The organism is Paenibacillus sp. FSL R5-0475 (genome assembly GCF_038004585.1).
GTDB lineage: Bacteria > Bacillota > Bacilli > Paenibacillales > Paenibacillaceae > Paenibacillus_AQ.
Genome location: NZ_JBBORK010000001.1, coordinates 582,275 through 596,436, shown reverse-complemented (window position 1 = coordinate 596,436; position 14,162 = coordinate 582,275). Strand labels below are relative to the sequence as shown.

Sequence of the window (14,162 nt, the reverse complement as noted above, 5' to 3'; positions counted from 1 at the left end):
CCTTTATGCTCTGTTGCTAAATTGTAGCTTTCAAGACTTCCAGAAAACATGTTTGCGCTTTCATATTAACCTAAGTCGCTCGTCCCGACTAGAGTCTATTGTTGACTTGATGAAGCATTGCCTGGTCTTGAGGTCGTCGATGTACCGGGAGAGAGCACCGGATCTTACCTCAGCACAAAAAAAAAGACCGCCCTCTCGCAAAGGAATACAGTCTATTTCCTGTTTGATCCTTCGAAAAGCGGCTATTGCACCGGCAGTCGTGTTTCCACACGGCTCGCTTGCATTGCACATTTTTTCTCTCCAAACTATTCCATGAAAGAAACCTAATAAAAAGCCACTCCACTCTCCACACAACAAAAGAAACGGCATTTCTGCCGTTTCTTTAGGATGGACTCTCAGGGGCTCGAACCCTGGACAAATAGATTAAGAATCTACTGCTCTACCAACTGAGCTAAGAGTCCATATGATGTTTGGTGGAGCCAAGGGGGATCGAATCCCTGACCTCATCGCTGCCAGCGAAGCGCTCTCCCGCCGTTGTTGGTTTCACTACCAAAGACACCCCGAGGCAATCAAAAATTTTCCAAAAAAACAACTTGCAATCCATTCTATGGATTTCGTCGGGACGACGTTATCCGGCTATACGCCGCATGCCCCTCGGTCCGAAGGCCCCGACCTGGAGCTCGTCCGGTGAATGAGCGAAGCGCAGTGCGTTACCGTTCGTCGCGGAAGGCGCATCAGGACACACGAGGAAGCGGCGTCGGCCATGCGCGCCGGGGCGGCTTACGTGGGGGGGCGGAGGCGCCATCACGCGCCCGCAGTTCATCGCGGAAGCGCGGGACGGCTTACCGGCTTCATCCGTCCATTCAGGAAGTTTTATTCTGTATCGTCGAAAAAGCACATTCCGGTCGCGTTGCCGCACTAATCGGAATGTGCTTTAATCAATTGTTTCCGCGTCTACTCCTGCTGCTGCCCCTCGATTAATTGAAGAACGCGATACAAGAACGTCGCCGCTTCCGCTCTGCTGGTCGTACTCTTCGGCTTCATATAGCCGCCCGAGCCCGTAACCAGCCCATGCTCGAACAGAGTTGCCACGCTGTCCGCAGCATATGGCGCAATCTGGCTCGCATCACGGAAGCCCTCAAGTGTTAAACCGGATGCGGACGGCTTGATTGCCCCCGTTGTTTGAAGCGCTCGGGTTAGCATAACCATAGCGTCCTGGCGGCTGATTGAGTCACGAGGAGCAAAGTTAACTTCGTTCACTCCCGAAACGATTCCCAATTGCTTGACGATGGATACCGCATCGTAGTAATAATCATTCGGTTTCACATCGGTGAACGTCGAGGTAATCTCGGCGCGCAGGTCAAGCATGTTCACCAGCATAAGGATAAATTCAGCTCGCGTTACTTGATTTGCGGGGCTGAAAGTGCCATTTTCGATCGAAGTGCCTTTGACGATGCCTCTTTCGGCCAGCTTCTCTATTGCCTCGCGCGCCCATTCATACTTGCCAAGGTCAGTGAACGCAACTGGTTTCTTGCCGCCGACAGCATAGACGCCGACTTGGTCGATGGAGAATCGCAGTACGCCCTTGTCTTTGTCATAAGACGTGCCATCAATTGCCGTCGCGCTGTCTCCCGTCAGCTCGAAAGCTTGCAGATCAGCAGCTTGCTCGCCCGCTTGAAGCGAATACGGAATCGCAATGGAAATCGGTGCCTTCGCATTATTCCAAGACAGAGCTTCACCGTCCAGTTGCAATGCAACTTCAACGATTGGCCTGTTGCCGATCCGGCCAGCCGCTTCGTTGCCGCGATACTCGCCTGCATGGTCGCTTACGATAACGAGCAGCTTTCCGGCATTCTCCTTGACTCCAGCCAGCATGTCGCCAGTCAAAGCAAGCTGGGCATACAGCGTGGAGATATGCAGAATCAGATTAGACTGGTTCGTCAGATTAGCTGCGGGAAGCTCCAAAGCATAGCTGACAGCCGAGTTCGACAGCTTCAATTCAAGACGAATATGCTTGTTGCCGTTGCTGTCGGCTGTTGCCTTGAGAATCGCGGCATTCAGATCTGCTACTCCGACCGAAGCCACAGCCTGATTGCCTTTCAATGTCGGGACAAGCACGGCTTTGACTGAATCGTACGTTTGCAACGTATACGGATCTTGCGCCGAACCGCCTCCAATGCTGCCCCCATTGCCTCCGCCAGTGGAAGGCGGCTTGCGATATTCGAAGGCGGCCTGCGCTGGAGTCGTCATGTCATCCGTTTCAAGCTCGACCGTATACAGTCCTTGCTCTTCTCCGGTCAACGTAAAGGCGATGCGGAAGCTTCCGTCATCCTCAGTGCCCGTCTGGCCGGTATATTGAATGTTGCCTTTTGGGTCAAGCACTTTGACATACAAATGTTCTTTCTTGCCGTTCATGACTAACCCATTGATCGTAACTTTCTTCGTGGAGGCGTCCACGGCGGCTTGTATGCCGTCCAATGTCTTCAGCTCTTGCCGCTGGGAAAGATTGTACACGCCGAATTCATAGAAGGAATAACCGTAGAACGTAGCCCGATTCAGTCCCTCAAACTTGATGTATCTCGCCGTCGTTGCCGGGAATACCAGCGTATTCTTGCCGTCGGACGCTTTAACCACGCCATTGTTGCCGACTTTCAAGGGCTCCCACGTCTGCTTATCATCCGAGACGCTCAGACGGTATTGGTCCGCGCGCGCATATTCCCAATCGATGCGGACCGTATCGAAGGTTTGCTTGCTGTCCAGATCGATCTGGAACCAAGCCGTATCGCGCACTTGGCTCGCCCAGCGCGTACCCGGTGCGCCATCCAGCGCCTTAGAAGGCTCTAGACCTGCGGCTTCCGTCGAGGATGCCTCTGCTTCTTTGTCTTGTGCGATGCTGCCAATCTCGTAATACACGCCTTCCTTCAGGGCCGTATAAGCGCCTTCCGTTACAAATTCAAGGCCTTTAGCCCCTTCCAGCTTCGCATTGAATGCCAGCAAATAGCCTATGGCTTCCTCAGGATCGCTCTCTTGCGTACGCTCCATCATAATCAGAGCGTTGCGCATAGCGCGTACCGTATCGGCATTGCTAAGCTGCTTGTTGTCTGCGTATTTATCAACAAGAGCCAATAGACCTTCAGCGCCCAAACGAGCTTCTATTACGAACTTAACCGTCTTGGATTTGGCAGCCGCCACCGTCAGCTCCAGCACATGCTTGCCCGGCTTGCCCGTCAGATCTACTATAGTTCCTTGCGTATAAGGTTTGCCGTCATACTTGGCCGTTACTTTGACGATACCGCTGTCATCATCTCCCGGAATGGCCCAGGTGAAGGCGGCCTGTGTCGTATCAGGCACAATCGTATGCTCCGAGATCGGCTCCCCGTTCATGAGCGCTACAACATCAGGCGCAGCGGCGTCTTGCTTCTGATAAGTGCCCTTCACGAATTGGTACAGCCAATCGTAGAGGACGCGGATAGCAGGATCCTCGCTTTTCGCCGCGCTGAAAATGGCGTTGTTGCCTTGATAATACGCTCTATACCCTTGCTGCATTAGCCCTGTATCCACGCCGCTGTTCAAGTAATCGATGAACCGCTCGCGGAAGACGGCGTCATTGATCATCCGGTCATCGAACTCCAGCTCCAGCGACATGCCGTACCGTTTCGCCATATCCGCTGTATCTTCCAGACGCGAGAACTCCATTTTCTCGAAGAAATAGTTCGGCTGCAGAGATACGGCATCGATGCCGACATCCTTCCACATGAATTTCTTATAAGCCAAAGAATGAGGGATCCAGAACATCTTCAGGTCTGCGTTATGAACGATGTCGCTCGCTTTCTTGACCATCTCCGGGCCAGTCGAATGCGTGCTTATTTGTTCCTCCAGCCAATACATGCCGACGAGCTCCAGATTCGAGTAGCCCGCAGCCGCCCATCTTGCTTGCACTTCATCGGTCCACCACTGAATCGCTTTGGCCCGGTTGTTCAGCGATACGTCATTACCGACCACACTTAGGTTGAAGTCCAGATTTTCATCGTTAATGCTGCCAAAATCGGACTGATATTCGCCCGGATCGGGTATCATCATAACAACCTTCGTCTTACGGTCAGGCTCGCCAAGCTTCGCGCCTACCTCGGCCGTCGCCTCGTTCAGCGCGCTCATATCGCCGCCGGCGTTAAACGTTTTATTTAAATACCATTCCCATTCCACTCTTCTGGCTTTGCCGGCCGCTTCAACCGCGCCGAAGCCTCTGCCGTTTTCCGACGTCAAACCCAGATACAGCACGCCGTCGAACAGCCAATCGACAGGCTCTCCCTGCTTGTTCACATAGCTGATATTAGGGATAACCCGTTCCTTCGTCCAGGTTCCTGTACCATCCGGGTAATGCCCGTTATACAGCAAGCCCAAATTTTCAATCCCGCCAGTAGCCTCCCCAGGTTGCTGGAGACCATAAGGTTCGGGCTGCACTGGCTGGGCTCCGTCGATCAAGCCGTCCGCGCCGGTTATCGTCACCTCGTCGATCATAGTCCACGCCCTCGGATGCACGGAGAACACCACTTTCACATACTGAGCGTAAACCAATCCTTCGGTATAATCGCCACGCTTGACGACTCCGGTCTCTGGGCTGCCGTCCCATTTATACGTCTCGGTGTTGGTCTGATCGCCCCATAACAATTTAGTCGCATTATGAGACAATACGCCCCAGTTCACCCCATCGTCAGACGCGTAGAATGAAACGGTGAGCGGTACAAGCGTTTCGTTGTTCGGCCAATCTTGCAAGAAACGCGCGCTCACGTCCTTGATCGTTTTTTGCTCGCCTAGATCAAACACAACCGAACGGGATTTCTTGTAGCGGTGGCCCACCCAGTTGCCGCTGTCACGGGATGTGTCTACGGCATTGCCGTCCGTCAGCTTCGTCCCGTCATCCGGGAAAGCGTCCTCCGGCTGATCCAACCATGTGTACGTTTTCCCTTGAACCAAATTATAAAAGCTGGCACTCTCTCCGCCCGGCTCCTCCGCATACACGGAGGATATCAACGAGAACAGCATGACCGGGACAAGCAGCAAAGCAGTCAAACTTCGTCTAGTTTTCACTTAAGCTCACGCTCTCTTTCTATACATAATTAGTTCTGCTCCTGCGCTTGCAATTCTGCAAGCGCATCGAGCATGTTCAGAATGACGACCACAGCTTCAGCACGCGTCGCCGAGGCTGTCGGGGCAAACCGGTTGTCCCCGCGACCGTTCATTACTCCCGCCTTCTGGGCTGCTGCCACATACGGCTTCGCCCAAGCCGGGATTTGATCCGCGTCAGCATAAGAGAGCTCATGCCCTTCCGAAGTCTTCAGGCCCAAGCTGCGAACAATCATCGCTGCCAGTTCTGCTCGGCTAATTGAAGCCTTCGGACGGAAGGTCCCATCCGCATAGCCGCTGATCAGGCCGGATTCCAAGGCTTGCGCAATATAAGGATTCGCCCAAGCTTGAATTGAGCTTGCGTCCGCGAAGTCCAGCGAACTGTTCGTACCTTGCAGCTTCAACGCTTTGACCAACATGACTACGAATTCGTCCCTGCTGACCGTCTTATTCGGCTTGAACGTCTCGTCGGTATAGCCCGCTACGAATCCAAGCTCAACGGCCCGTTTGATGGACGCTTTTGCCCAATGGCTCGCAATATCGTTCAGTCGAACCGTTGTCGATCCGCCAGACTCCCCGCCATTGCCATTGCCGTTGCCGTTCTCATTGCCATTGCCTGGATCTCCGCCTCCCGGATTCGAACCGCCGTTTTGGCCTTCTTCCGGATCTGGAGTTATTGGAGTCGGAACCCATCCTCCGCCACCAGAGCTAGGCAACGCTTTGATTTTGATCTTGAACGTTTTTTTCGCGGATGCATCTCCCTTGCTGATCGTCGCGGTCAGCACGACCTCCATGTCGCTGCCTGACGGACGTTGCAACAATTGTCCGTTGGCATTCAGATAGTCGGGCTTCGAGCTGCTCCAGACGATACGCGTGCCGAGCTGTCCTTTCTGCGGTAGATAGAGATTCGCGGCAATGCTTTCATTCACATTAAGCTCGATCAGACCCATTACGTCTTCGATCGTTAGACGATCGCGCGCAACGCTCAGCCCGGCATACGCCTGCTCGGCCTCAGGACGAGTCAGCTGGGCGGTTTGAATCGCCGCAGTCGCTTGTACCATCGCCTGTTGAAGCTGTGCCCAGCCCTCAGGAGAATAATTGTCTTCCACGAGCTTGTAGGCCTCGATAGCCGTCAACAGGTCGATAATCGGCCGTATATTGCCGAGCTTATATTCCTCGCCGTACACTTCAAATTCCTCAAAGGAATAGCCGAACATGGTAGCTCTGGATACGCCTTCAAACTTCACGTATCTGGCCGGCGTGCTTTGGAAGGTAGTCACGACGCGTCCCGGCTTGCCGTTAATCTCACCGTTGTTGTCTTTCACGACATTCGTCCAGTTCTCCTTGTCCTCGGACACGAGAATGCGGTACTTCGAACCGTAAGCCGTTTGCCACAAAATAGATACAGCATCAATGTTCTTCACTTCACCCAGATCCACCATGAACCAGGTATCGTCCACCCAATTGCTGGACCATCTGGTGTCCCCTCTGCCGTCCACCGCTTTGTCCGCCGTGTAGGACGAGGATTCCGGCAGCGAGGATTCGGCTTGCTTATGCAAAGCCAGATTTCCATGCAGGTCCACGTAGATGTTCCTTACGATGAGTTCGTCAATCAAGCCTTTAAAAGCATTCGTTTCACTGCCTATTTTGGCTACTGGCAATACGAACGTTTCCAACTTGGAGCCGTCTTTGAGAGTAGCCGTATACTCACTGCCGTTAATGAAGATGGAGGTCCCCGTGTCGTCGCCGATCATAATGACATGGGTCCAGCGGTCGGTCGGCAGCTTATAATTGAATTCGCTGACGTAGTTTTCTTTCGTGATGGCCAGTTTGCCGCTGCCCCCGATGTTATATTTCAGCTGTCCATCCGGAGATTCCAGCAGCACAGCTCCTTGCGGGTTGTCAGCGTCCGGTTTGATCCACATGGACATCGTCCATCCGAAACCGAGCGTGCGAAGCGGCGTTTCCACGTAGCTGGCTCCGCCTTTGAGCCTTACTGCTTGCCCGAAGATTCCCTTCTCCGTGCCTGCATTCACCGCGTTGCCGTCAAAGCCGCTGCCCGAACGATCCGCGAAGCCCTCGTCGAAAGTATAATCGAGAACGATATTGCGCTCATTGTCGACTTGAAGCTTGTGCGACTGATGAACACCCGGCGGGTCCACGTACTTTGCGGCATCCGTCTGGAAGCTTGCAAAGTTCCGGTCGACGCGGTTGCCTCTCCACAGCTTCTCCGCCAACACTTGCATGGAAGGCAAGATACGCTGATGCGAGTCCGCCATGGAGACGCCCTTCTCTACAGACACGTCGTTCCAGAGCGCGAACATGCCGCCTTTTACCTGCGGGTGCCCATAAGGAAGCTTCGTCTCCAGCCAATCGTTAGGCTCCCACTCATTGTAAATAAAATCGTAATTCAAATAGCTGCGGTACAGTTGCGGAACGATATAGAGCAAGTTCGTGTTGGTATTGACAACGTCGTAGCCAAGCTTAATGGCCTGCAAGACACTTCCGTACTGCTCATACCAGATGTCCATCGTCGCATTGTTGCTGACTGGCGTCGTGCCGTCATATGCGGACAGACTGCCCCACAGACGAGCGCGCTTGCCTTTGCTGTTAATGTGGTTAAGGAGCATATCCGCGTACCTGCGGAACGCCTCCTTGTCGTCGCCGAAATATTCATCCGTGCCGACGTGCACGTCCGGGCCGACGAAGGTCGGATTGCTGCCGTCGAGATACTCGTCAAAGAGTTCTTTAATGAAGTCGAGCGTCTCCGGACGATTGATATCCAGCTGATTGTTGCTGCCCAACCTAGGGTCGTAAGCGATGAACGCGCCGGAATGGCCCGGTGTATCGATTTCCGGCACGACGTTTACGCCGTATTCCATCCCAAGCAGCTGCAGGTCTCTGAATTGCTGCTTCGTATAGAAGCCGTCCTTGCTCGTCACTCCCGGGAATTTCTCGCTCTCCAGACGGAAGTAACCGACATCGCCGACATCATCGTTCAGATGAATCTGGAACCGGTTCATCTTATAGTAGGACATCAACTTCACATAATCCCGCAAAAATTCGATCGTATAAAACTTGCGGCCCACATCGAGCATGAAGCCTCGATCCGCGTATTTCGGATAATCGCGCGATTGCCCCTTGGGCATCGTCTTATGATCGGCATCGTGGCCGAGCAGTTGAAGGATCGTTTTTGTGCCGAACATGACGCCCGTCTGATCGGAGCCAGCGACGGAAGTATATTCGCCGATATTCAGCTCATAGCCCTCTGTCCCCAATCCCGTTTGCGCGGCATCCAGCACCAAATAGATGTCCCCCTCTTGAGGTGAACCAACCGTAACCGTCAGCGGAAGCTTCGTTAAATCAAGCAAGTCCTTCCGCAAAATATTGGCCGTCCCCTGCAGAGCCGCTTCATCCTCCGCGCGAATGACGATATTGGATTTATCCGTCAAGCGGAACTCGCCGGTTGTGCCCAGCCACTCACGCAAAGAAGGAATGACTCGCGGCTCCGGGTTCCGATCGCTCGTCTGCTCGTAGAGACCGGGTACGGTGACTAGCGCATTATCCGCTAACAGATATGTCGGATCGCTGTCGCTCTCGATTTGCAGCAGCAGCTGAACCTGAGTATCCACAAGCGGCGCATGAATATTGCCCTGCTCGTCGATCACCGGCAAGCTGTCCGTGTTCACCAGTGTCAGCGTATAACCATCCGGTACAGCGGGCAGGTTCAGCTGAGTGTCTCCCTCGGAGACGACGATGCTGTTTTTGACCGCATCCATCATAGGCGGCAACAGCGGTTTGCCCTTGTATACCTCGAATTCCCAGAAGGAGTATCCGTAATAGATACCCTCAATTGGACGTCGCGTTACTCCTTGGAACTTAACGTATTGCGCCAGTGTCGGCTCAAAATCGATCGTATCCTCGACTGATCCGCGGGCGACGAGCACGCGGTTGTCCGCGAATACGTTCCTCCAGGTTACCGCATCGTCAGACACGAGAACTTGATATTGTTCCGCCGGAGTCTGCCAGTTGATGATTACTCTTCCAATTTCTACAGGCTCGCCCAGATCAACGTAGAACCACTGGTCATCCGTTCTTTCCGAAGACCAGCGGCTTGCATCCCGATTGCCACCGTCGACCGCTTTCTCAGGCCCGAAAAAGTCTACTTCGTTCGACGACGAATAAGCCGTCTTTCCTAAAGCCAGATTACCTGTTGCGGCGTCGGACTTCTCCGATGAAACAGCAACTAAAATGAAAGCGGTAACAAAAAACACTAAAAAAATATTCCTATACCGTAAACGCACTAAGATCCCCCCCGTTGTTTATTAGCTCGAATTTTACTCCAGCTTACCGCATGACCCTCCATGCTCAACTGCTGCAGCAATTTTATTATAAGTAGGGGCATTCGTTTCATCGATATACTTGTCTTTACAATACATATACAAATGTGGACATTCGGCCTTCTAAGGTGAATCAAGCATGCCAGCATTTCTGTCATATCTCATGCTCATTAATAGTACAAAATCGTGATCCTTTCGAAGAGTAGTGAAAAAGAAAAAAAGCCATTTCAGTAGAATTGGCTTTTCTTCATGTTATGGAAATAGAGCCTAGGGGGATACGCTACGCCCTGCACATTCTCCGTCTACCCGTCACGGGAGTCTAAAACGACTAGACCCATGAACAAATCTTGGCATTTGATGTGGAATTAAGGGGAATCGTCCTAGGCTTTAAGCCCTATTCTCGAGGGGGAGTATATCCGTTGCCCTATTCAGGACCCGCCGATCTTATAGGATAATATAGAAAATGTATCCACTTGAATAGGAATGGGAGTGATTCCTCTTGTTACAATTAAACAGCGAACTGTGGGGCAAGCTAACCGGTCCTTACGAGTCGGGCGAAATGGTACCTGAACTGTTGGAGCGTCTGATGCTTGATTTCGATAAAGAAGTTTTCGACGAGCTATTCCAGGAGCACTTATATCACCAAAATACGATCTATACCGTCACTTACGCGGCAGTACCTTATCTGGCCAAACTTGCTCTCGCATCAAAAAATATGGAAGTGCGCCATGAAATCTACATCACTTGCGGGATTATCGAGTCGTGTCATGACAAAACAAGATCTGAGCCGTATCCCTCGGATTGGAACGAACTTGCTGCTGAAGCGGGAAACGAGGTTTGCGCGGAGATGTACCAATCTTACTTAAAAGCGATAGCGGAGCTTGCTTCGCTTGTTGCAGAGATGTTGGCCTACGCCAAACAAGAAATAAGCAGCGATAGCGAAAAAAGATATGTTCTCATTGCCGACGCGGCTTATCGGGAATCCCAGAGCGTGGCAAACATGTTTCTGAATTTTACGGCTGGCGACGAATATGTGGCCGTTTGCGGAGCATGTAATCAAGAGGCTTACTTGTGGCCGAGCGGAGAAGGCGGTCGTATACAAGCATTCGCGGAAGATCCGGTATTCGAACCCCTTCAGGCCGCACATGAGGTTACTCCCGTTGAGGCATTCGTTGAAGCGGAACATCAAATACTGGCGGAGCGAGCCGATCAGCTGGGCGATTCCTCTTTTTTGAACCAATTGCCGTATTTGGCCGGGGAAATGAATTGTCCTTCATGCGGCGCCAGAATGCAGGTTTGGCCTAGTTTGCTTTCGACTTTTGGAGGGTAATAAACAGGAACTGGATATCGCATCCATTTCTATGTTTGGGGGGAATGACTTATCAGTGTTTCTATTTATTACACATGCACGAGGGAATATGTCCTAACAGAAAGCGAACAACAAGCAATCACAGCCATTGTCCAACGTTATGATCAGGATTTTGAAGGGAAAGACCGGGCGGAGTCTTTCACAGAGTACAAATTCGATTCGTCCAGATCAACGGAGATCTTCGCTGGCGCTACCAAGCTGTCCATGACGGATCAGATTGAAGATTTGCTGAACGATTTATTTCATTGGTTGAAATGTTTGACCGAGATACGTAGAAAAGTAGACGGTGGTGAATGGCATGTTCACCTGGATGATATCGATGCCGTGTGGGATGATGAATTAGGCTGGAAAATGCCTGAAAACTGATTTCCATAATGAATGCCATGCACTTGCTCGCCAGCCTTCAAATCATAATCATTACCTTTTAGACTACTTACACTTGAAGTCGCTAAAAACGAGCTAATGTTCAATTTTAACGTCAGTTCTACTGAATCTCGGTAAACCCTAACACACTCAATGATCGTACTAAGCATCATTTTCTTTTTAGCAGTAGAAGCTTTCTTAAATACCTCGCGCCAAACAGGAATATAGGTCTGGAGAGCCTGCATTTCAACTTGTTCTACCTTTTAGCATTGAGCTTCTGAATTACCTCAAAAAGAAATAGACCGCCCTAGTCCAAAGGATGCGGTCTATTTCTGCCCGTAATACCTGAAAGCCGCCGCCCTTAAAAGCGGCTATTGCACTGGGAGCCGTGTTTCCGCACGGCTCTCTTTGCATTGTACGATTTATCTACCCAAACTATACCACGATCAAAACCAAATAAATCGTCACTCCGCTTCCTGAACAACAAAAAAGAAACGGCATTTCTGCCGTTTCTTTAGGATGGACTCTCAGGGGCTCGAACCCTGGACAAATAGATTAAGAGTCTACTGCTCTACCAACTGAGCTAAGAGTCCATATGAAGTTTGGTGGAGCCAAGGGGGATCGAACCCCTGACCTCATCGCTGCCAGCGATGCGCTCTCCCAGCTGAGCTATGGCCCCGCGAAATACTCCGTTATGTCAACGGTCAGTCAACGTACAACCCGCTCGTATCAACGGTTTTTAGCGTTCAGTCAATCCGCTCGTATTCTTTCCGCCTAAATAATATATCACACGGGAGCGCATCGCTGCAAGATTTTTCTGCGCATATCTGCGATTTTATTTTTATGCGGCTGAGAAACGTTGATGTAGCGCCGTTCTTCGTTCACGTACGTCCCCTAGACGGATATGCGCTCAGCGCATCACTGTAAACGCAAAAAAAAAGGCGTAGCCCCTACGGTATTTTCCCCGTAAGAACTGCGCCTTTTTATCGTTAATCTTCCGTCGTATCCCCGTTCGTACTTCGCGTACTATCCGCAAGGTCTCCGCTTACTTTGTTCGCTGCGTCAGAAATCCCCTCCGCTAGCATATACGCAACGCACGCACCCACCGCGCCAATGACGCCGGTTACGTGCAGCACCGTATTATCTCCCGCGCCCGAAGCCGTAAGTACCGATGTTGCCAGCGCAGCTAATAGCGCCCAAAACTTCCGCGATGATAATTTGCGTAAGATATCGTTTTTGTTCATCGTATTATTTCGCCTCCTTCGTAATAGTTGCGGTTTTCGTTACGTTATCCCATGCGATTGCAGCGCCAAACTGATCGGACATCTCGCGCAATGGAACGTACACTGCTCCGTCAATCAATACGCCGTCCTTCGCCTTACATCCGTTAACTACTACGTTCGCTTTATATACGATCATATCGTTAGCCTCCTGTTTAATCGGATTTAACTTCGCCTCTACTAGCGCTTTAAATGCCGTCCATCCGGTCCATTTACCGCTATCGTACATTAAGCGCGGGCATATTTTACCGGACCAATCGTAATGTCGGCGTAGTCTATCCACACCCCATCCGCGTTCCTTTAGCATTGATGCTACGAGACTCGCTGCGTTATCGAGCGTCTTTGCGTAGTTACCACTTTCGCATATCTCTACGCCGATCGACGTACGGTTGCCGGATTTTGCTGCGCTACCGTCTCCGCTATGCCATGCGTTCTCATTCAGCGGAAGACATTCGACCGCTTCCTTTTCGTCGACTACGATATGGAATGACGCTTGGCGCGCGTTAGTTGGATTCGTCAGCCACGCGCGTTCATTCGCTGCCGAGGACGTCGGATTGCCCGTATTGTGAATCGTAATAGTAGTCGCAGACATAGCGTATCCAGGTCGCCGGTTGCACGCGGTTGTCTTCGGTATACAATCCTTGCGGTAATTAAAATCGCCCATATTTACGCAGCATCCTTTCCGTGTACTATCGTTTTAATATCGCGGACATCGAGCGCCAGGTTCTCGTATTGACCGGCCAGCGCTTCGAATCGATCCGTCAGTCCTTCCGCCAGCTTCATCAAGCGGTCTTCCCGCGCAATTGCTTCGCTGTGCATCCGTTCGCGTTCCGTCTTAGCTTCCGTACTTATGCGTTCTTCACGCGCGCGCGCTTCGTCGGACATTCGGCGCATCTCTTTCCATAGTGTCCACGCGATGACTGCGGCTGCTACCGCAAATATTCCGTTCTTGGCGACCTCCGCCCAAAGTGTTCCGTCCATCAAGCGGTCGCCTCCGTTTCAGGTGCGAGATAATCCGCAAGTGCGCGGCCGATCTCGTCGTCGAGCGTTTGGAGTACGGATAGGCGGGATTCAGCGTTAGGTAATGCGGCTAGGACTGCGCTAATAGTTGCGGCGAGTTCTGGCGCAGGGTTAGCGGTATCTATCGTACATTCGAGTAATGCGCGTACTTTCATAATTTAGACTCCTTCGATTTGGAAATATCAGGACATGTTCGACTACATGTAGTATAATAATTGTGATGCCAGCCCCTATATGTAGAGGAGGTTTAACATGACTAAGAGACCGAGATTAGAAGTGATTCAAGAAAGCTCAACTGGCCTTAATCAAAAATTCAAAGATAATCTGACTGGCGAAATAGTCACTAGAGGTCATGTAGCAAAAAACATAGACAAGTATGACGGATACCACGTAATGAAGGTTGATGGAAAGAATGTTATTCGTTCTAACCCTGATGGGAAAGAAGGCAATAACTTAGGTTAACTAATACAAACATGCTGGCATCGCCTGTATTTCATAGCCGTCCTTTACTATCCACTCACCGTCGTCTGATAAAATAGCAATTACTTCGTGTTGACCGTCCTCGGTCGTAAGGCTTCCACTCTCTTTACGTGTAATTACAATCTGTTCGAAGTTCTGTCCGTTAATAATCATATTCGTATCCCTCCGTTAATTAAAAAGAGCCCC

10 protein-coding genes and 3 tRNA genes are annotated in these 14,162 nt (G+C 51.3%); 3 read left to right on the top strand and 10 right to left on the bottom strand.

Going from position 1 to position 14,162, the window contains the following annotated elements; all coding sequences use genetic code 11:
* Positions 1-388: 388 nt before the first annotated feature.
* The 3 genes from MKX41_RS02480 to MKX41_RS02470 form a co-directional block, all read right to left on the bottom strand.
* Positions 389-461 (bottom strand) — tRNA-Lys (locus tag MKX41_RS02480).
* A 493-nt stretch (positions 462-954) separates the two neighbouring features.
* On the bottom strand, positions 955-5,088 hold the full coding sequence (locus MKX41_RS02475) for a DUF4855 domain-containing protein (RefSeq protein ID WP_340968495.1): 4,134 nt from the start codon (positions 5,086-5,088) through the stop codon (positions 955-957).
* 29 nt (positions 5,089-5,117) lie between these two features.
* Positions 5,118-9,428: an S-layer homology domain-containing protein gene (locus MKX41_RS02470; protein ID WP_340968493.1), complete on the bottom strand. Its 4,311-nt coding sequence runs from the start codon at positions 9,426-9,428 to the stop codon at positions 5,118-5,120.
* A gap of 535 nt (positions 9,429-9,963) precedes the next feature.
* Between MKX41_RS02470 and MKX41_RS02465 the strand changes: the two genes are divergently transcribed.
* On the top strand, positions 9,964-10,794 hold the full coding sequence (locus MKX41_RS02465) for a hypothetical protein (RefSeq protein ID WP_340968492.1): 831 nt from the start codon (positions 9,964-9,966) through the stop codon (positions 10,792-10,794).
* A 243-nt stretch (positions 10,795-11,037) separates the two neighbouring features.
* Positions 11,038-11,199: a hypothetical protein gene (locus tag MKX41_RS02460; protein WP_340968490.1), complete on the top strand. Its 162-nt coding sequence runs from the start codon at positions 11,038-11,040 to the stop codon at positions 11,197-11,199.
* A 517-nt stretch (positions 11,200-11,716) separates the two neighbouring features.
* Here the strand turns inward: MKX41_RS02460 and MKX41_RS02455 are convergent.
* From MKX41_RS02455 to MKX41_RS02430, 6 genes are all read right to left on the bottom strand, one after another.
* A tRNA-Lys gene (locus MKX41_RS02455) sits at positions 11,717-11,789 on the bottom strand.
* A gap of 10 nt (positions 11,790-11,799) precedes the next feature.
* A tRNA-Ala gene (locus MKX41_RS02450) sits at positions 11,800-11,875 on the bottom strand.
* A 310-nt stretch (positions 11,876-12,185) separates the two neighbouring features.
* Positions 12,186-12,440: a hypothetical protein gene (locus MKX41_RS02445; RefSeq protein ID WP_340968489.1), complete on the bottom strand. Its 255-nt coding sequence runs from the start codon at positions 12,438-12,440 to the stop codon at positions 12,186-12,188.
* A gap of 4 nt (positions 12,441-12,444) precedes the next feature.
* Complete coding sequence (locus MKX41_RS02440; protein ID WP_340968487.1) at positions 12,445-13,140, bottom strand: N-acetylmuramoyl-L-alanine amidase; 696 nt, start codon at positions 13,138-13,140, stop codon at positions 12,445-12,447.
* A 2-nt stretch (positions 13,141-13,142) separates the two neighbouring features.
* Positions 13,143-13,460, bottom strand: coding sequence for a hypothetical protein (locus tag MKX41_RS02435; protein WP_340968486.1), 318 nt, complete (start codon positions 13,458-13,460; stop codon positions 13,143-13,145).
* Complete coding sequence (locus MKX41_RS02430; protein WP_036679177.1) at positions 13,457-13,651, bottom strand: hypothetical protein; 195 nt, start codon at positions 13,649-13,651, stop codon at positions 13,457-13,459. The genes MKX41_RS02435 and MKX41_RS02430 overlap by 4 nt, the downstream gene beginning before the upstream one ends.
* Positions 13,652-13,748: 97 nt before the next feature.
* Here MKX41_RS02430 and MKX41_RS02425 point away from each other — a divergent pair, with 97 nt between their 5' ends.
* Positions 13,749-13,958: a hypothetical protein gene (locus MKX41_RS02425; protein WP_340968483.1), complete on the top strand. Its 210-nt coding sequence runs from the start codon at positions 13,749-13,751 to the stop codon at positions 13,956-13,958.
* Here the strand turns inward: MKX41_RS02425 and MKX41_RS02420 are convergent, their stop codons facing one another.
* The gene (locus tag MKX41_RS02420; RefSeq protein WP_340968482.1) at positions 13,959-14,129 is read right to left on the bottom strand and encodes a hypothetical protein; all 171 of its coding nucleotides are present in this window, start codon (positions 14,127-14,129) and stop codon (positions 13,959-13,961) included.
* Positions 14,130-14,162 lie beyond the last annotated feature (33 nt).